The 21174-nt window shown below is 54.6% G+C and carries 10 protein-coding genes; 4 read left to right on the top strand and 6 right to left on the bottom strand.

Going from position 1 to position 21174, the window contains the following annotated elements:
- Nucleotides 1–9: 9 nt before the first annotated feature.
- From MBR110_RS04150 to MBR110_RS04125, 6 genes are all read right to left on the bottom strand, one after another.
- On the bottom strand, nt 10–3699 hold the full coding sequence (locus MBR110_RS04150; RefSeq protein ID WP_181709194.1) for a non-ribosomal peptide synthetase: 3690 nt from the start codon (nt 3697–3699) through the stop codon (nt 10–12).
- Nucleotides 3696–9020 carry a non-ribosomal peptide synthetase gene (locus MBR110_RS04145; protein WP_258569971.1) on the bottom strand — a complete coding sequence of 1775 codons (5325 nt, stop codon included), beginning with the start codon at nt 9018–9020 and terminating at the stop codon, nt 3696–3698. Before MBR110_RS04145 ends, MBR110_RS04150 begins: the two co-directional genes overlap by 4 nt.
- 56 nt (nt 9021–9076) lie before the next feature.
- Nucleotides 9077–10870, bottom strand: coding sequence for a non-ribosomal peptide synthetase (locus MBR110_RS04140; protein WP_181709192.1), 1794 nt, complete (start codon nt 10868–10870; stop codon nt 9077–9079).
- Between the two features lie 105 nt (nt 10871–10975).
- Nucleotides 10976–12265, bottom strand: a complete 1290-nt coding sequence (locus MBR110_RS04135) for an MFS transporter (protein WP_181709191.1) — start codon at nt 12263–12265, stop codon at nt 10976–10978.
- 229 nt (nt 12266–12494) lie between these two features.
- Nucleotides 12495–12692, bottom strand: coding sequence for an MbtH family protein (locus tag MBR110_RS04130; RefSeq protein ID WP_181709190.1), 198 nt, complete (start codon nt 12690–12692; stop codon nt 12495–12497).
- Between the two features lie 48 nt (nt 12693–12740).
- Nucleotides 12741–14402: a PhpK family radical SAM P-methyltransferase gene (locus tag MBR110_RS04125; protein ID WP_181709189.1), complete on the bottom strand. Its 1662-nt coding sequence runs from the start codon at nt 14400–14402 to the stop codon at nt 12741–12743.
- A gap of 1301 nt (nt 14403–15703) precedes the next feature.
- Between MBR110_RS04125 and MBR110_RS04120 the strand changes: the two genes are divergently transcribed.
- From MBR110_RS04120 to MBR110_RS04105, 4 genes are all read left to right on the top strand, one after another.
- Nucleotides 15704–17020 (top strand): phenylacetate--CoA ligase family protein, encoded by a 1317-nt coding sequence (locus tag MBR110_RS04120; protein WP_181709188.1) that lies wholly within the window; start codon nt 15704–15706, stop codon nt 17018–17020.
- Nucleotides 17010–18278, top strand: coding sequence for an aminotransferase class V-fold PLP-dependent enzyme (locus MBR110_RS04115; RefSeq protein ID WP_181709187.1), 1269 nt, complete (start codon nt 17010–17012; stop codon nt 18276–18278). The genes MBR110_RS04120 and MBR110_RS04115 overlap by 11 nt, the downstream gene beginning before the upstream one ends.
- Before the next feature lie 63 nt (nt 18279–18341).
- Nucleotides 18342–19154, top strand: a complete 813-nt coding sequence (locus MBR110_RS04110) for a class I SAM-dependent methyltransferase (RefSeq protein WP_181709186.1) — start codon at nt 18342–18344, stop codon at nt 19152–19154.
- A gap of 133 nt (nt 19155–19287) precedes the next feature.
- Nucleotides 19288–21045 carry an MBL fold metallo-hydrolase gene (locus tag MBR110_RS04105; protein ID WP_309486108.1) on the top strand — a complete coding sequence of 586 codons (1758 nt, stop codon included), beginning with the start codon at nt 19288–19290 and terminating at the stop codon, nt 21043–21045.
- The last annotated feature ends 129 nt before the right edge of the window (nt 21046–21174 follow it).

Raw genomic sequence — 21174 nt, 5'->3', positions numbered from 1 at the left:
TCTCTGAAACTAAGAGCCGTTTGCTGATACCTCAATTTTCGGCACCAACCGCTGAGAAAGTTCGAACGTTAACAAATCTGCAGTGGCTCGTGAGTCGTCCCCGACAATGATAGAAAAATGATCTCCGGCAAGGTGGTGGACGGTCAATTTTTCATGCGAGAGGCTGCGAACACGATCTACGCGTTCTGTAACATCGATCCCATGCTCACTTTTCGCGGCAGCGAAATACGTTATATGCCTAACTTGACCGGAAGGATTGAATTTCTCCAGCGCGAGCCAATTGAAAAAGTAAATATCATTCATAAATCCAGCGGTCTGGCCATCATTGAATCCATTGATTATGGCGCTGTGCACCGGATGCCTCGCAATTGATCTCCAAGCAGCCACGATATCCGAGTTATCGCCACGATCTGTCTCGCCATGATCTGTATACCTAATCTTTTCGATATCAACATCGGAATCGATCTTACGATTACGCAATGCGAAGTAAGAATCGATAAGTCCCAGAAAGTCCACCGACTCGCTTTGTTGCTCGAGTATTCGGGCCATTTCAAACGCAACAACCCCACCAAGTGACCATCCAGCTAGTCGGTATGGCCCCCGCGGCTGCCTCAGTCTCAGTTGTCCGACGTATAGTTGTGCAAGCGCCTCGATTGTCAAAAACTCAGGCGGATCAAACATGTCGAATTCTGGCCTTTGAAACCCAAGAACAGTCCAATTCTCGTCTAGACACTCGACCAAGCCGCGGTAGCACGCAACATCGCCACCGATAGGGTGCACAACAGCCAACGTCGCGGGGGTCCTTCCCCGTCGAACAAGGACCGTGGCCAGCCCATGTCGGCGCGGAAGCTCAACAAGAGATTCGCACAGTGTTGCGATTGTTGGGTTCCCGTAGAGTGTCTCAATGGAGACCTCGATACCAAGCTGCCTTTTCATGCGATAGTGAACCTGAATGATCGTCAGCGAGTGCCCACCGAGGTCGAAAAAGTTGCTGTCGCGATAGACAGTTTCCACTCCGAGAACGTCCCGCCATACTTGAGCGACCGACTCTTCGAGCCCTCCCGCGAGCGGCTCTCCGCGATCGAGGTCCGTGGCACCGAATTCCGGTTCCGGCAACGCATGACGATCGATCTTGCCGTTCGGCGTCAACGGAAACTTCTCGAGCTGTACGAACGCGCTCGGTACCATATAGGGTGGCAGGACCTCGCGCAGTGCATCCCTGAGCTTGTGTGAATCCGCCTCGCGCACTTGCGCATCGCACATCACATACGCCACCAGGCGCTTCTCGCCATCGTCCCCCGCGCGAGCCAGCACCACTGCGTCCCTGACTCCAGGCTGCTCTCTCAGGCTCGATTCGATCTCGCCCAGTTCGATCCGGTAACCACGCACCTTCACCTGATGGTCGCTGCGCCCGACGAACTCGATGTCGCCCCCGGGCAGATAGCGCGCCAAGTCGCCTGTCCGATATAGTCTTGCCCCTGGTGCTCCACCAAACGGATCTGGGACGAACTTCTCCGCTGTCAGCGCTGCACGGTTCAGATACCCGTGCGCCACTCCTGCTCCGCCAATATAGAGCTCGCCCGTCGCTCCGCGGGGCAGTTCGTTCATGTCCTCGTCCAGCAGGTAAATCTGCGTGTTCGAAATCGGAAAACCGATGTGTGGGACTTCACCCTTCGACTTCACTGCACCCACGGCACAGTGGACCGTACACTCGGCCGGACCGTAACCGTTGAACGTTGACGTCTGTTCCCACGATGCGCACGAGTCCCACAGCCCTTGGTCGAACTGCTCTCCGCCGAGCAAGAGCGTACGCGGCCACGGCAGCGTCGAATGGCTCCAGCGTCGAGCCTCAGCGTACGCCTTGAACAATGACGGCGTGAAGATAGCGCAGTCAAGAGCATAACCATCGACATATGTCACCAATTGGTGCAGGTCTTCTCGGACATAGTCGGGGAACACACAGTTAACGGCGCCGAGCACCATTGTGAGCAAGGGGTGGAGCGATCCATCAAATGCGGGCGAAAGGGTAGACCCGACTCTGACTCCTTCCCAGGAAGTACCGCCGCGTCCCAATGTGGTGGCTAATGTGTCCGCCAGGTTGATCGCCGAGCGGTGCGGCACCAGCACTCCCTTAGGTTGCCCCGTCGAACCCGATGTGTAGATGCAATATGCCGCCTGATCCGGTGAGACCCGCCTCGCCACGCTTGTCTTTACTGGCAAGCCCAGCGTATCGGCCGTACCAAGCTCATCGATCCAGATCACCTTGCCCTCATACCCCTCGGGCATACTTCGTCCCCCAGCCTTCATCACGACTACCCGCGGCCGAGCGTCTTCCAGCATGCCTCTTATCCGTGCCGGCGGATGCTTCATATCGAATGGCAAGAACGCCGCACCTGCTTTCAGGATCGCCAGCTGGCTGACCACAACAGCCAGCGACTGCTCCAGATGGATCGCTACCAGATCGTTGCTCTCTACCCCCGCTTCGATCAAGCGCAACGCCAACTGCTCAGCACTCGCATCGACTTGCGCAAAAGTCCAGCTCCGCTCACCGAGCCGTACCGCAATGGCCTCAGGCGTCTTCAGCGCTTGTTGTTCAAATAGCTCGTGCACGCATAGCGCCCGTGGCTCGAACACATCGCGCTTCGATTTCGCCTGCTGCCGTACATTTACTACCTCATCAAATGCCAGAGGTATGGCACCCACCTCGGTTCGCGGCTGCGACGTCGCTATACGCAGTACTTCCCCGAACGTGCGCAGCAGCTCCGACACTCTCGCTTCCTCGAACAGATCCGTTGCATACTGCGCGCTCAGCGTGAGCCGCCCTCCCGCTTCGTAGACGAACACCGACAGATCGAACTTCGCTGCACCGATGCCTGGATGTTCGAACGTCCAATTCACACCCCCGCCCGTCACCTCCTGTACCCGCTCCGTCTCGTACGCGAACATCACCTGCACCAGCGGATTGGCATCCAGACGTCGGTCCGGATTGAGCGCCTCCACCAATAACTCAAACGGAAGGTCCTGATGCGCATAAGCCTCCAGCGTCATCTCTCTCACCTGCTGCAACAGCTCGGAGAATGGACGGTCCCCTCTTACCTTTGTTCGCAGAACCAGCGTGTTCACGAACAAACCAATCAATCCCTCCACTTCCTCGCGATTGCGGTTGGCCACTGGCGTACCGACACAAATGTCGCCCTGCCCCGCATATCGGTATAGCAATACGTTGAACGCGGCCAACACCAGCATGAACGGCGTCACCTGGTGTTGCCTGCTCACCTCGGTAATCTGCGCGAAAACCTCCGGCGGCAAGTCCAACCGCTGCGTCGCCCCACGATGACTTGCGCGCTGCGGCCGTTTGAAATCGCTCGGCAACTCCAGTATCTGCGGCGCCTGCGCCAACCGCGTCTTCCAGTACGTGAGCTGCCGCCCCAACTCCTCGTCCTTGAGCCAGCTACGCTGCCACTGCGCAAAATCGGCGTACTGGGTGGTCAATGCCGCAAGCGCAGCCTGCCCTCCCTCCACTCGCGCTCGGTAACACTCCGTCAGCTCTTGAACAAAAATACCGCGCGACCAGCCATCGAATGCCACATGATGGACATTCACCAGCAGTACATACTCTTGCTCCCCGTGCCGCATCAACAACGTCCGCATCAACGGTGCATGCCCGAGGTCGAACGGCCGCGCTGCGTCCTCTCTCACCAGCCGCAACGTCTCCAGCTCACGCTCGTGTTCCCCAGCCCACTCAGATCTACGCTGCGCAGTTCCACCGGCACTTCGTCACGGATCACCTGGGCCGGCTCGTCGTTCACCAGCATCAGCGCAGTACGCAGGACCTCATGCCGATCCACAACATCCTGCAGCGCCCCGCTCAAGGCTTCGGCCTTCACCTCTCCCCTCAGCCTCAGTACCATTGGAATGTTGTAAAACGCCGTATCCGGAGATAGCTGCTCCAAGAACCACATGCGCTCCTGTGCAAACGACATCCGGATCGCACTGTCCCGCTCCGCCCTCGGAATCCTGGCTACCTCGTACTCTTGCACCTCCTTCTGCGCTTCGATGTACGCCGCCATTTGCTCGATCGTGGGACCGTCAAACAATACGTCGATCGGAAAGGTCACCCCTAATTCGCGCTGAATATGTGCCACCAGTCTGATCGCCAGCAGCGAATGCCCACCTAGCGCGAAGAAATCGTCCTGGATTCCAACTGCGCTGACCTTGAGCAACTTCTCCCAAATTGCCGCCACACTCGCTTGTGTTGCGCCGCGGGGCATGCCGTCTTCACTGGACGTGCCCCAGTTCATCGACTCCGGTTCCGGCAACGCATGACGATCGATCTTGCCGTTCGGCGTCAACGGAAACTTCTCGAGTTGTACGAACGCGCTCGGTACCATATAGGGTGGCAGGACCTCGCGCAGTGCATCCCTGAGCTTGTGTGAATCCGCCTCGCGCACTTGCGCATCGCACATCACATACGCCACCAGGCGCTTCTCGCCATCGTCCCCCGCGCGAGCCAGCACCACTGCGTCCCTGACTCCAGGCTGCTCTCTCAGGCTCGATTCGATCTCGCCCAGTTCGATCCGGTAACCACGCACCTTCACCTGATGGTCGCTGCGCCCAACTAACTCGATGTCGCCCCCGGGCAGATAGCGCGCCAAGTCGCCTGTCCGATACAGTCTTGCCCCTGGTGCTCCACCGAACGGATCTGGGACGAACTTCTCCGCTGTCAGCGCTGCACGGTTCAGATACCCGTGCGCCACTCCTGCTCCGCCAATATAGAGCTCGCCCGTCGCTCCACGGGGCAGTTCGTTCATGTCCTCGTCCAGCAGGTAGATCTGCGTGTTCGAAATCGGAAAACCGATATGTGGAACCGCATCCGTCGACTTTACTGTACCCACCGAGCAAAAGATCGTGGTTTCTGTCGGACCGTAACTATTGAATGTCGACGTCTGCTCCCGCGACGCACACAAGTCCCACAGCGTCTGGTCGAACTGCTCACCGCCGATCAACAGCGTACGCGGCCACGGGACCGTCGAATCATTGAATCGCTGCGCCTCCAGATATGCTTTGAACAGTGTTGGCGTGAAATTCATAACCTCGATGCCGTAGCAGTCGATGTAAGCTGCCAGTTGCTGTAAATCCTCTCTTACTCGATCCGGGAAGATGCAGTGGGTGGCACCGAGCGCAATCAGCAATAGTTGACGTATCGACGCATCGAATGCGAGTGACGCGAGAGACCCGACTCTGGCCCCTTCCCAGGAGGTACCGCCGCGTCCAAATGTGGTGGCTAATGTGTCCGCCAGGTTGATCGCCGAGCGGTGCGGCACCAGCACCCCCTTAGGTTGTCCCGTCGAACCCGATGTGTAGATGCAATATGCCGCCTGATCCGGTGAGACCCGCCTCGCCACGCTTGTCTTTACTGGCAAGCCCAGCGTATCGGCCGTACCAAGCTCATCGATCCAGATCACCTTGCCCTCATACCCCTCGGGCATACTTCGTCCCCCAGCCTTCATCACGACTACCCGCGGCCGAGCGTCTTCCAGCATGCCTCTTATCCGTGCCGGCGGATGCTTCATATCGAATGGCAAGAACGCCGCACCTGCTTTCAGGATCGCCAGCTGGCTGACCACAACAGCCAGCGACTGCTCCAGATGGATCGCTACCAGATCGTTGCTCTCTACCCCCGCTTCGATCAAGCGCAACGCCAACTGCTCAGCACTCGCATCGACTTGCGCAAAAGTCCAGCTCCGCTCACCGAGCCGTACCGCAATGGCCTCAGGCGTCTTCAGCGCTTGTTGTTCAAATAGCTCGTGCACGCATAGCGCCCGTGGCTCGAACACATCGCGCTTCGATTTCGCCTGCTGCCGTACATTTACTACCTCATCAAATGCCAGAGGTATGGCACCCACCTCGGTTCGCGGCTGCGACGTCGCTATACGCAGTACTTCCCCGAACGTGCGCAGCAGCTCCGACACTCTCGCTTCCTCGAACAGATCCGTTGCATACTGCGCGCTCAGCGTGAGCCGCCCTCCCGCTTCGTAGACGAACACCGACAGATCGAACTTCGCTGCACCGATGCCTGGATGTTCGAACGTCCAATTCACACCCCCGCCCGTCACCTCCTGTACCCGCTCCGTCTCGTACGCGAACATCACCTGCACCAGCGGATTGGCATCCAGACGTCGGTCCGGATTGAGCGCCTCCACCAATAACTCAAACGGAAGGTCCTGATGCGCATAAGCCTCCAGCGTCATCTCTCTCACCTGCTGCAACAGCTCGGAGAATGGACGGTCCCCTCTTACCTTTGTTCGCAGAACCAGCGTGTTCACGAACAAACCAATCAATCCCTCCACTTCCTCGCGATTGCGGTTGGCCACTGGCGTACCGACACAAATGTCGCCCTGCCCCGCATATCGGTATAGCAATACGTTGAACGCGGCCAACACCAGCATGAACGGCGTCACCTGGTGTTGCCTGCTCACCTCGGTAATCTGCGCGAAAACCTCCGGCGGCAAGTCCAACCGCTGCGTCGCCCCACGATGACTTGCGCGCTGCGGCCGTTTGAAATCGCTCGGCAACTCCAGTATCTGCGGCGCCTGCGCCAACCGCGTCTTCCAGTACGTGAGCTGCCGCCCCAACTCCTCGTCCTTGAGCCAGCTACGCTGCCACTGCGCAAAATCGGCGTACTGGGTGGTCAATGCCGCAAGCGCAGCCTGCCCTCCCTCCACTCGCGCTCGGTAACACTCCGTCAGCTCTTGAACAAAAATACCGCGCGACCAGCCATCGAATGCCACATGATGGACATTCACCAGCAGTACATACTCTTGCTCCCCGTGCCGCATCAACAACGTCCGCATCAACGGTGCATGCCCGAGGTCGAACGGCCGCGCTGCGTCCTCTCTCACCAGCCGCAACGTCTCCAGCTCACGCTCGTGTTCCCCCAGCCCACTCAGATCTACGCTGCGCAGTTCCACCGGCACTTCGTCACGGATCACCTGGGCCGGCTCGTCGTTCACCAGCATCAGCGCAGTACGCAGGACCTCATGCCGATCCACAACATCCTGCAGCGCCCCGCTCAAGGCTTCGGCCTTCACCTCTCCCCTCAGCCTCAGTACCATTGGAATGTTGTAAAACGCCGTATCCGGAGATAGCTGCTCCAAGAACCACATGCGCTCCTGTGCAAACGACATCCGGATCGCACTGTCCCGCTCCGCCCTCGGAATCCTGGCTACCTCGTACTCTTGCACCTCCTTCTGCGCTTCGATGTACGCCGCCATTTGCTCGATCGTGGGACCGTCAAACAATACGTCGATCGGAAAGGTCACCCCTAATTCGCGCTGAATATGTGCCACCAGTCTGATCGCCAGCAGCGAATGCCCACCTAGCGCGAAGAAATCGTCCTGGATTCCAACTGCGCTGACCTTGAGCAACTTCTCCCAAATTGCCGCCACACTCGCTTGTGTTGCGCCGCGGGGCATGCCGTCTTCACTGGACGTGCCCCAGTTCATCGACTCCGGTTCCGGCAACGCATGACGATCGATCTTGCCGTTCGGCGTCAACGGAAACTTCTCGAGCTGTACGAACGCGCTCGGTACCATATAGGGTGGCAGGACCTCGCGCAGTGCATCCCTGAGCTTGTGTGAATCCGCCTCGCGCACTTGCGCATCGCACATCACATACGCCACCAGGCGCTTCTCGCCATCGTCCCCCGCGCGAGCCAGCACCACTGCGTCCCTGACTCCAGGCTGCTCTCTCAGGCTCGATTCGATCTCGCCCAGTTCGATCCGGTAACCACGCACCTTCACCTGATGGTCGCTGCGCCCGACGAACTCGATGTCGCCCCCGGGCAGGTAGCGCGCCAAGTCGCCTGTTCGATACAGTCTTGCCCCTGGTGCTCCACCGAACGGATCTGGGACGAACTTCTCCGCTGTCAGCGCTGCACGGTTCAGATACCCGTGCGCCACTCCTGCTCCACCAATATAGAGCTCGCCCGTCGCTCCGCGGGGCAGCTCGTTCATGTCCTCGTCCAGCAGGTAGATCTGCGTGTTCGAAATCGGAAAACCGATGGGAATGCTCTGCGAATTCTCGTCAACCTTCTTGACCAATGCAGCGGACGCGAAAGTCGTTGTCTCGGTCGGCCCATACATATGACGAAGACTTTCCGGCGGATGAGACGCTAGAAGAGTTTCAACGAAGCGCGAATCAATCTTCTCGCCACCGAATAGCAACGTTGACACGGAGGAAAACGCAGAGGCATCGTGCAAGGCGATTTGTGACACAACGGCAGAGGTCAACATAATTGCATCGATACGATCGTGCTTCAAACGATGAGTGAGCCGTGTCGGCTCATATGCGTCGGCGCCCGTTATAACAACAAGTGTCGCACCATTGAGCAGGGCCCCCCATATCTCGAATGTTGCGGCATCGAACGAGCTATTCGAAACCTGAGCGATGCGGTGACCTGGCGCAATCGAAATATAGTTCGTGTCCGTCACGAGACTCACGATGCTGCGATGTGGCACGGCGACGCCCTTGGGATTTCCTGTCGAACCCGACGTGTACATTAGATAAGCGAGATCGTCTGGTCCACAAGTGCATTGCGCCTGCGACCCCGTAGGCATGAAGGTACGGAAATATGCGTCGTCGAGACAGACTAGACAAATGTCCTCACCCCGGCACGGCTGAAGTGCATCAGGCTTATCGCATAGCACGACCCGGACTTGGGCATCGTTGCGCATATAGTCGATTCGATCTAGCGGGTAGCTCATATCTAGCGGCACATATGCCGCTCCCGCCATCACGACGGCAAGCGTCGCGACAACAAGTCGCTCCGATCGTGCCATATATATCCCGACACGGTCTCCTCGGCGGACAGAGCATCGCAAACGCAAATACACCGACAGCGATCTTGCCCGCGCTTCCAGCTCCTCGAAGGTCAATTCAGTGCCGTCACACGTCACGGCGATATGGTCTGCGTGACGCTTAGCAGCGTCGGCAAATGCTAGATCTAACGACTGGGACATGATGATCGGCATCAACTTCGATGAAAGGGGGTTAATCTGCTGAACGTCAACGTATCTTACTGTCGCTCAAGTTCACGCACCGCGAGGGGAAAAGTGCTACGCAGATAGACGCAGAGCCCTCGTATGGTCGGTTGTTCAAATAGCTGGCCGACATAAATCCGGCAACTTAGCAATCGTTGGATGCGGTTTGCGATCATCGCGGCCTTGATAGAGCTACCGCCAAGCTCGAAGAAGTCGTCGTCCAGCGAGATTTCGCGCTCTTGTAGGACCGTCTCCCAAATGCCTCGAATCTTCGAGTCCAGACCGGAATCAGGGGGCTCCTCGGCTACGCCGTTATCAGCCGCGATGTGGCACCGCGTCAACGCCCCATAATTGACCTTTCCGTTCGGGAGCAGTGCAAATCTCTCCACTAACTCGACTCGTCCTGGCATCATATGTTCTGGCAGACGGCTTTCCAGCCGATCACGGATTTCCTTTATCGAAAGGCTTGCGACGACGAATAATTCGACTCGGTCCTTGGGGGCTGGGGCATAAACGGCGGCGGCGGCCTTGATGCCAGGTAGGCTCATTGCTGCGATCTCTATTTCACCGAGTTCGATTCGATAACCGTACAACTTGATTTGGCGGTCCGCGCGACCGGTAAATACGATTTGGCCGTCAGCCCCCATCATCGCTCGATCTCCCGTTTTGTACATACGCGAGCCTTGATGGCGTGAAAACGGGTTCGGAATGAATCGCTCGGCGGTCTGGCGCGGATCGTTCAAGTAGCCACTTGCAATCGATGCTCCGCCAACATAGATCTCTCCCTCTCGGCCGTCTGGAACAGGGCGAAGCTCGTCATCGAGAATATATGCCTCAACGTGATTGACAGCACAGCCGATAGGGACGGTGCCCGATCCATATTTCCTAGGGACGAGCGATGTCGCCGCCGCCCATACGACGGCCTCCGTTGGCCCATATTCGTTATAGACATGAATCTGCGGCGCTCTTTCAAAGACCTGATCGACATCTGACGCAAGTACGCGCTCACCCGCGAAGATTAGTCGCTCGAGTTGTTCGAATGCCTGCCTGCTGTCCTCGAACTCATACAACACGCGTACATAGGAAGGTAGTATTAGAAGCGACGTGACACTCTCACGAACAATCAATTCCAGCAGTCTCCTCGGATCTTTGATGTCGGCGTTTGTTGCAAGGAGCAGTTCATCACCAGCAAACAAACTTCCGAAAATCACCCCAATTGAACTATCGAACGCAACGGATGAGATCAATAGATTTTTTAACGGCGTCCGATGGCTTGCATAAAACTTCGTCCTAGCGGCAGTTGATGCAAGTAAGCTTTCAAGCGTAACGGAGACCACTTTTGGATTGCCTGTACTACCCGAGGTACAAATGGCATAAGCCAACGGATTACAAGCACGCGCGGTTTTTACAATCTGCCTCACGTTTCCCATGTCAGTCGAGGGTCTCGCTGCATGAATCGAAACGCCGTTCTGGCGCGCAACGTCTAAATGCGCAGCCACGACATCTTCATCGACTATCACATGCTCCACGTCGGCTGTCACGATTGATCGATCAATCAACGTAACCGGATACGTCGGATCCAGTGGGACATAGGCCGCCTCGATCGAGAGTAGAGCGAGCATAAGGATCACCAACTCGGGAGATTGTCCGCAGATCAAGCCAACACGCGCTCCTGGTCGAATTCCTTCGCCCTGGAGGTACAGGGATGTAAGACGAACCTGCGCGTACATGTCACGATACGACCAACTCGTCGACGCGCTTGAAAGCGCAATACGCGTTCCAAAACGCTCGCAAATTTCCGACAACCGCTCTTCAAATATTGACATCATCTTCTGTCTCGAAATTTATTTCCAACGACCCTCGATTCGCGATGCTTACGAGTGTTGCTTTCTGATTGTTTCTCTCCGGATACCTTCTCACCACTAATTCGGGAGCTATGATGTGAATTCTTTGTACATGCTTTCCGATATTCCTTTGCCCCTGAACCCCATCGTCACACACAAAGACGCAATCGATATCAAAGATAACATTCCGAATATCATTAGAGGAGACAGCTTCCCGGTAATTAGCGCACCTGTAACAGAGCCAATTGGAATAGCGCTAGACACGACCGTCCTTGAAGCTGACTGCACCCTAACGAGCATGTCACGTGGCGTAATCAACTGCCGTAAGCTAACCGAGCACACGCCATGCACAGGAGCAGCAAAATTGACGAGCACCAACGAAACAAGTATTGCCCATATGGACAAAACACCTGACGCTAATGAAACGAGCATCACTAGTGCCGCAATGAGCGGAGCGCACATCGTCAAGCGTATTGAATCGTAACTGGACACTCGCTTTGCAACTGAACGAGCACATAACGAGCCGGCGAGGAACGCCGCACCGCCCACAGACAAAGACAGTCCGATAATCGAAGACGACACGACTGCCGAGTTAGACATATATATCTTGACACTTATCATGAACGACTCAGCAGTTGCATTCCAGCAGAACGCAACAAGTACGAGCCATCTGATCCGCGGCTCATTTGCAATGAAAGCGATGCCCTCTCCGACCTTCGCAAATACTCGCGGCTCACTTCTTTCAGAGGCGGGACGTGTTTCATGCGGAGGAAATTCGAATACCAAAAATGCCAGTGCGGCCACAGCAAATACTATCGCCTGAATCAGAAATGCCGACATTGCTCCACATACGGCAAATAGCCAGCCAGCGGCGGTCGGAGCAGCGAGCGCCGCAATAGATTGGCAAGTCGCAACCCTTGAATTTGCTAACACAAGCTTATCCTTACCATTCATCATGGCAGGAATTAGGGTGCTTTGCGCGATATCCGACATGACTCGCAGAGAGCCAAGGAGAAAGACGAAGCAGATGAGGATAGGCAATGAAGATTTTCCTGTATACAGAAATATCGCCATTGTTATAACCAACACAGCTCGGAGCCATCCGGAAGCTCTCATCACTCCGGCTAGCTGCAATCGATCGATAAAAGGTGCGGCAAAAACGCCCAACAAGATAGACGGCAGGAACGCTGCCACCATAATGTAACCCACTGTTGTATCGCTTAGCTTGAGCTCTCTCGTCGCGAGCAATACAACAAGCAACGAAATAAACTCCGTCCCGAAAGACGCCAATGCCACACCAGTATAGAAAACTCCAATTTTCTGCGTCCGAAGGCCCATAATTCGTATCCGCAAAGGTAATTCGACCGTCGTCTCATTCATGCGCTTTCATCTGCCGCCACGCTCGGTTCCCTTCACGTTGGACGCGGGCCAATGATAATAAGTCAGCCTATATTTCTTTTGCGCACAAACTCCGACTGGGCCAATTGTTCTCATCGCTTGCGGAAAGCCCCTGGCTGTGTTGCCCCTTGTTGCGTTGTTTGCATAGAAACGCTACGTACAGGGGCTAGAGCAACGAGCGATGCGCTCTCCGATCTAGACTCCGTTCAGCCTACTCCGCCGCCTGCTCCCGGACGCTACGCGGAAGGATGTTCTTCCATACCGATTCGATGTAGGACAGACACTGATCCTTAGTCCCTTCCATATCGATCTTCCGCCAACCAAGTGGGATCTCCCTCTCGGCAAACCAGATGGAATACTGCTCCTCATCATTCTGCACTACTATATACTTCCGATCCTGTTGCTCCATGGCCTACTCCATATATTTTTGGTTCGAAAAACAATTTGCTTTCCACACTCAAAGATGCCGATGAGTTGCATCGGGGATAACGCGACAATTTTTTTCTATCAAACGCTCATCGAGAGCTTCGCCCTTCGCCACTCGAACCAATTCTTCAAAACGCGCATCGCTAGCTTCTTCATGCCCCGTACACAATTTTTCCGCGACTGCGTCGTTGAAACTGTCAAGGAATCTGCATATATGCTCAAATTTCATCCCTCGACGCTGAAGATAGTAAAGGCTCCATGGTTCGAATCCGTTTTGAGGAAGCCATCTACTACCTTTCACTGTCAAAAACATCTTTTCGACGATGTCGGCCGCCTCGAACGCCGTCATCGTTTCATGGCTCCAAGCAAACCCCTCACCTTTTAAACTGTACATTTCACCGTTACGATAAATCGGCGTAATCGGATCGGCATACCACACCTGAGCGCGGTAAAAATCTGGGCGAGAGCTATCGAGGAAATCGATAGACTCCTGCACAGTCGTCTGATCTTCTCCCGGAAACCCTACGATCATTGACGCGTAAGTCACAATACCGAGCGCTCTGCATCTATCTATCACCCATCGATAGTCACTTGGCCGACTAGCCTTGGCCATATTCTGCAGAATTTTTCCGCTACCAGACTCGACCCCTAGAAAGACGCCTTCGCAGCCACTTTGTGCCATCAGTTCCAGGGCTTCTTCATCGACGTGGTCGCTGCGCAAATAGCTGTTCCATCTGAAGCCATATTGCTTGCGGATCATAAGACGCAACATCTCCTTGAACCGCCCCTTGGGTACATTGAACGTGTCGTCGATAAAGGTGATGGTCGTGACGCCACCGACATCGCGGATCGCATCAAGCTCTTTCTCTACGTAATCCAACGAAAGATATTTGTACCTTCCCGCTCTCTCTGGAAACCCGCAAAAAGCGCAAGCGAATGGACAGGATTTCGCCGTTCTAACCGAAACAAACTGTCCGATATCCCGCCTTGAAAAAAGGCGATAATCGACCATGTTATCTTCCAAGGAATTAAATTCTTGAACAATTAGATTCTTGACGAACGAATCACCTTTCCGGAAAGCGATGTTACTTACACTCTCGACTCCCGTGCCATTTTTTAATGCCCAGATCAGCTCTTTAAGTGCTCCCTCGCCCTCGGCAGAAAAGACATAAAAGTCGGCACCAAGGTATTCCAGAAGGTCTTGCAACGAGGTGGCAGTCATGGTCTTCGACTTGTCTGCGAGAAACGGTCCTCCGATGATAATTTTCACCTCTGGATCGACTTCGCGCACAAACTCGACGATTTCAACGATCGGCTCAGGTGTGACGTACACCGTAGTTGTGATCGCAATGGACCTCGTATTTTTACTTCGCAACAAAGCAGCAAGCCGATCCTTGTCGCGATGAAAAAGGCGGATGTAGTCGAACGTTAAGCCGTGGCGAGCGAGGTATGAGCCCAGATAAGTTATAACTGGCCAAATAAAATCGCTGTTGTCTAGAGGCTGCTCATTCTCGCCCGTGAAAATGCCGTGCTTGTTCAGTATATCTAGCGCACGTAGTCTCTCGCCGCCACGGTCGATGAAGGACAGATTGGCATCCCGGTAGCTCACGGCCTCCCTTCCCATGACGCGCAGTGACTCGATGTAGTCATCGAAACTGTAGTCGTTGAAGCCTACAAGGACGCAGTCGATCATTTCCACCCTTCTGTTTGTTCACCCCCCCGGCGCGAGCACTGGTGAATTTTTTTTGCTGGAGCTCAGGAGTCGGAATTGCAGCGGACCCGCCGCGGAAGCCTCTCACACTATGGTCTCAATACGTCAGCAATCGGCCAAATTTAAGTAGTATCTAGCGCGCATCACGCTGCATAGCCGTATACGCGAACGCACTCACCAGCATTGAATCGGAGGGAAAAGCACGTCGCACAGCCACCGCGACCTCTCGGACGTGACCTAATTATCGAACTGCATCTAGCATTGAATGTATCAGGCAGCCTATTGCGCCTGATCTCAATCAGGGGACGAGCCGTAAAAATCTTGCACGCGACTCCTCAGTTCGCAGCGCGTCAGCGCACCGAGTTCGTGCTCACCAGCAGGTTACGATCACCATCCCTTATTACCCAAACTTCATGCTGCCGGGATAACAAAAACGCATGATGCAAAAAGAAGACACGACCACGAATAATTGAAAATAAAACAAACACGAGGCCATGACTGGCTTGAACCTCGAGCAAAACCGAGCGATCCGTCAATCGAGGAAAGACTTCTCATCAAAAAAAGTTTGATCCCGTAGGACGCAATCTAGTGAATCTCAAAAAGAGTGTCAACAGGAACTTTGCGACGCAAGAAATTGTAAGTTAATTGGAAGATAAATGAGATGGGAGATCGGCTAGTGGCGACACAGCGACCACGTCTAGTTGCGCGACTAGTTATATGCGGAGCCCTAGCTTTGGACATCTTACATGTGCAAGACGATCCAGCTGCGATGAGGCTCCATGGTCTGCCCCTTAAATAAAATAGCTAATATCAATGTGTCGCGGATCGGATCGCCTTACTTTCAGAAAACCTCCATCCAACAGTAACCCGTCAACATTATGTAATATGCTGCAAATATATAATTCCGCGATTTCGCTGAAAGAGGTCTTTCGGGACAAGAAAGCCTTCCGTCACAATTCAATGCAATCACCATGCACCTCTCACAATTCGAACCGCCTCATGCGGAAACGTTTTTTGAAACCCAATATTTTTTTAGTCATGGTACTGTCTCTCACACAAAGGACTTGCGTGGCATTGAATGGTATCCGTAGGTCCAGCACGTAGTCGCCCCTTCGAGAAGACGTTCAGTGGACACTCGAGTTTGGTCGCGGCATGGCCCATCGATGCCGTACAAGTAGATGGCAGGCGTCAGGCAAATACGGAAGATGCTGGCGTTCATGACTCGATTCCTTGAGGGCGGGTGTTAGCAAGTCGGCCGTATCCGATCGCAATGAGAGAATTGAATGGTCTATTCTGTCGATATCGGCTTCGAAGCCAAGAGCTTCGAGGGCGCGCTGTCCGAAGTGCAATTTGCCTACGAGAATGTCCCCTTTTACAAGGAGCACATCGACGCAGCCGGTATTCGACTGCATGACATAACGACCGCTGAAGACTTTCGCCAGATTCCCTGCACGACGAAAGCTGACTATCGACGCAATTTCCCCTTGGGGGTACTGGCACGAGGAAAAACGCTGGCGGAGCCGCTAACGTTGATAAGCCAGAGTTCCGGTACTGGTGGAGAACGTCTGACTACGATCGCACATACGTACAGCCTAGCCGATAGGATGTGGGCGACGCTGGCAGGAAACGAGGCGTTGAGTCAAGCGCTCGCGCGCTGCAAGATGAACCGCCCTGTCCGCTATGCCGCGCCGAATTGCTCGGATGTCGAATGTGCGACCCCGGGCAGTACGATGGCCGACCGCACATTGCCTGACGGAACCCTGGTGCTCCCCGTCGCACACGACGTTCTCGCGACTCCGGAAGCACTCGTCAAGCAGGCAGTTTCCGAGATCGGGTTGTTTGGCCCTCAGTGGTTTTACGCCGATGCGACACACTTAGCCTTCTTGGTTCGCCGCATGAAGGAACGTGGTGAACCGCCGCCCTCTGTTTCAGCCATTGCACTGACCTACACTCTTGTCACCAGGGTCGCTCGGCGACAGCTTCAGGAATATTTCGGAGCCGATACCCCCTCGGCCGAAATCGTATCCATGACCGAGCTGGGCTGGGTTGCTATCGAGTGTCCCGCGGGGCGCATGCACATCAATAATGTCAAATTCTTTCCGGAGTTCCTCGTAGGATCACGGCCTGCGCGCACAGGCGAACGCGCCGAACTTGTGGTGACAAGCATCGGAGACAGGCTATCTCCCCATCTCCGCTATAGAACAGGTGACATCTATACCGTCGATGTCCGCCGCTGCGCGTGCGGCAGTACGCTGCCGTTGGCACGGCACGAAGGACGGTTTCAAACGATGGTTCGGGTGGTCAAGGGTGGGCAACGCACGCTCATAAGTCCGCGGGATGTCGACGATGCCGTCGGTCCAGATCCTAATATTGCTATCTATCAATTGCATCAGCGTCGCGGCGGGGAACTCGAGTTTCGCTATATTTCGAGTACTGGCTCAACTGTCAACGAGACATCCTTGAGGGATCGATTGACTCACTTGCTTGGCACGGAAGCACCGCTTGTGATCGAGTCCGTGACCTACATTCCGGCCGCCCGTTCCGGAAAGTTCGCCTCATGTACATCTGCGTTATCCGAGGAAAGCCCCCATGCATTTTGACTCGACCAATACTGCGTCTTTTGTCGACGAAGCTCAGCGCACATGGGTCAATTCCCCTCCCCTAGCAGAGCAGTGTCGACCGGATTTTCCGCTATTGACCAAAGCCATCGACGGACGGCGTATAGTTTATCTCGACAGCGCGGCTACCAGTCTTAAGCCGCAGTGTGTAATAAACGAAGTCGTCCGCTACTATTCGGAAATCGGAGCCAACATCCATCGCGGAAAGCATTTTCTTTCCGAACAAGCGTCAGCGGACTTCGAAGACGTCAGAGCTCGCGTAGCCCAGTTCACGGGCTTTCTCAGCAACGAGGTCATCTTCACTGCCGGCACAACCGCTGCGATCAACCTCGTCGCATCAGGCCTGACGATGGGGCAAGGCGATGTAGTACTCGTGCCTTTCGACGCACATCACTCGGCAATGCTGCCTTGGCGACGGAGAGCCGACGTCCGCTATATACCGGTGTCGGACTCCGGTGTCGTCGATCTGGATGCATATGAGGACTTGTTGCGCCTCAAACCTGCGGTCGTAGTGCTCACCGGTTGCTCCAACGTATCTGGCGTCTACATGCCGGTTGCATTGATGGCATCGATGGCTAAACGAGTTGGTGCCATCACGTTGGTCGACGCCGCTCAATCCGTCGGGCATAGGAGGCTTGTCACACCGGACGTAGACTTTCTCGCGTTTTCGTCCCACAAGATGCTCGGTCCAACCGGGCTCGGCGTACTATGTGGTCGGCATGAGTATCTCAGGCGCCTTGCACCAGTTCAAATTGGCGGCGGTGCAGTCGACTGGGTTGATGAGCAGCGCCATGACCTTCGGAAGCTGCCTTACTCCTTGGAGGCGGGAACGCCTAACATTTCGGCCGTGTACGGACTTGGTGCCGCCATCGAATATCTTATGGCGATCGGCTTCGACAGACTGTCCACTCACGATCACGAGTTGGGGGCAAGCTTGGCAAGGGAAGCGATGCGTCGATCTTACTTGCGCGTGCTTGGCCCCATCTCGAACATCGATCGCGGCGGTATCTTAAGCGTTTCAATCGACGGCGTATCGCATTTGAAGGAGATTGCCCAGATCTTGAGCGACTCCTATAGTATTTTCTGTCGCACCGGACATATGTGTGCCCAACCTTTGGTCGACCGTTTCACAGACCAAGAGGTGCTGCGAATCTCCGGGTATCTGTACAACGACGAAGCAGACATCAAGGCGGTGTTTTCTGCTTTGGATGAAATCATCGATCTGGTAAGACGTAGGTAATTACATATTAAAAGGTTCCACCACCTCCGATTCAACCCATTGCAAGGCATTGAGAATGCTTCCATGGAAAGCGAACTAGCAGAAATTGCAGCCACCTTCGACCGCCTTGCCGACCAATACGATACACGGCTGCCGTACTTCTCGAGCTTCGCAAAAGAGCTCGTCCGATGGCACCCACCCAGGGCAGGAAGCAAAGTGCTCGATTTGTGTACAGGGCACGGCGCGTGCCTGTTGTCGTTCCCCAAATCGAAGCGGCTGTCGCTAACCGGCATCGATATTTCCGCGCAGATGTTGGCGTCTGCCAGGACACGATGTGGCGCTGCAGGATTGCAAGTTAACCTAATCAAGGCAGACGCTGAAAATCTGCCGTTTCCTGACAGATCCTTCGACGCGTTTTATTGTGCCTTGTCGTGGCAGTTCCTTCTGCGCCCTGAACGCGTTGCGTTGGAATTGCATCGCATCGGTGAGGACCGTGCTCAATTTGCCCTGTCACTACTCGGCGAGACCGACCATACCTGGCCTTTCTTAAAAGAAGAACTTGCGCATTATACGCCGCCCGGCTTGATCGAGACGCGTCCTGCATGTGGCAGCCACCAAGATGTCGAGACGGCTTTGGAAAGGCTCGGCTGGAACGTAGACGGAACACATCAATGCCGCCACGAGTTCGAGTTCTCCAGTGCTGAGCATTGGTGGGCGTGGCTTTGGTCTCACTACGGGCGACGTCGTTTTGAGCGCGTCGATACCGCGTTACTTCCAACGTTGACTGCACATCTCTTAGCCAGAGCCGATGCAGTGCACCGGGCTGTCGGACTTCGTATTGCGCAGACCGTTTACTTTGTCCGCGCGACGCGCTGCCAGCATGTAGCCATCAGTTGATACGCATGTGACACATCTTCACGCTGGCGCCATCGGCCTCTGGCGATAGTCCGCACATAGCACTGCGAGTCGTAACTGGACAGCACGGTCGTCCAAACAATGGAACGTGGCGTTCGAGCGAGCCATTGACCTTATGCTCGGTAAATATCGCCAAAAACCTCATCGAGGTATCCGGACTTCTCGGGACTTCGTCTTTCGAAATGAATTTTGTCACCCCAAACAACTCCTCTCGGTCCTTCGCGAATTCCCAGAGACTGCGGAGTTACTCTATAAACACATGGCGAAATCTATGAGAGTTAAAAAACAATACCTCAAATCTAACGTTGTGTGCGAGCCACTGTTTAATGGATGGTACGCATGGACCCAGCTTATAGCTCCGCACACTGCATCTCAACATATATCTCAGTTCCAAATTCCTGTGATGGAGTCATTCATCGATTCGCCGGAAGTTCATATCGAAGCGGTGAAGAATCCAGCGATGTTGGGCGGCCCATTTGTTGATCTAGACGAGGCTCTTGTGCCTGCCGTAAAAAATCTGTTGACTGAAACAAATAAAAATCTTTACCGCTATATTGAACTTGGAAGAGCAATAACAGATGGCAATCGCGTCATAGATAAAAGTGCGACTGGCTATTCCGTTGATCAACTTTACTCAAAGTTGCCCGACCAGCTACGAGGTTTGGTGGAGATTGTGTATGACGATAACAATCACCCATCGATGCGCTTCATTGAAGCTCTGCTATACGGAGAAAACGGAGTGTACGACGAACGACATCAGAGTCTCTTGTTGTCAACCGTTGAGTCGGACTACCGTAGTTTCATTTTGACAACGCCTCGAATAGAGAGTGAACAGCAAGTACGACTGGATGTGCCATTCAAGTCGAGACTCGTAGATAGGCTATTCAGCGCCCGCAATTCTCCCGTCTGCGCTGAGGAACTCGCCTCCGATTTTGGCCTAGAGGGCGTGAAGCGCTCTCGTTTTTTGGAACTCTTTACCGACGAGGCACCTACCGGCGATGGGGATGACATGCCAATAGATGGATTGCGAATTCGCTACCTTGGACACGCCTGCCTACTGATGCAAACTGCACACGTGTCAATTCTGGTCGATCCGACGATTAGTTACCGACATCAAGTCGCATCAAGCGAAGCTCGATATACCATTGACGACCTTCCGCCACATATCGACTATGTACTACTAACACACGACCATCAGGATCACGTCTGCTTGGAGTTCCTTCTACAGCTACGTCATCGCATCGGTACGATTGTGGTGCCGCGAGCATCGAACGGCACTTTGCTCAATCCTTCTCTAAAGCGGGTACTGAACGCCATCGGATTTTCTCGCGTGACTGAGCTTGACGAGTTGGAATCTATAGACGCCGGAGAGCTTTGCATCACTGGCCTACCTTTCTTTGGTGAGCATGGCGATCTCGGAATTTCAACCAAACTGGCATACCACGTGCGGGGAGCCGATCGCTCGATCCTGTGCCTTGCCGATTCAAGAAATGTCGATTCTGAGCTGTATCGGCGATTGCATAAGTGGCTCGGTGATGTGGATGTCGTGTTCATTGGCATGGAATGCGACGGAGCACCGATGTCATGGCTCTACGGACCGCTATTGCGCCGGCCCATCGATCGGAGAATGGACCAGACACGACGCCTAAATGGCAGCAACAGTCGTGAGGCGTTCGACATCGTCACGATCTTCCGCTGTAGGATGGCATACGTCTACGCTATGGGACAGGAACCATGGCTTGGATTCCTTACTACCGTTCATTACACCGAGGAATCTATCCCGATTATCGAGTCGAACCGCTTCGTGAATCAATGTCGCGATGCCGGTATCGACTCTGAGCGCCTGTATTGTAAAAAGGAGATCCAATTGTGAGTGACCCGCTTTAAGAATCCCAGACCGATGCGAGAGCGAGTTTTTCGGCAAACAAGTGACCCTGACCCAAGAAATAGTCCGGTGCAAAAGTAGAGAAATTCGGCATGATGTGTCCAAGCGGACACGAAG

Source organism: Burkholderia sp. MBR-1 (genome assembly GCF_013822785.1).
GTDB lineage: Bacteria > Pseudomonadota > Gammaproteobacteria > Burkholderiales > Burkholderiaceae > Burkholderia > Burkholderia vietnamiensis.
Note: the sequence above shows the minus strand (reverse complement) of the source record. Positions and strands in the feature narration are given on the sequence as shown.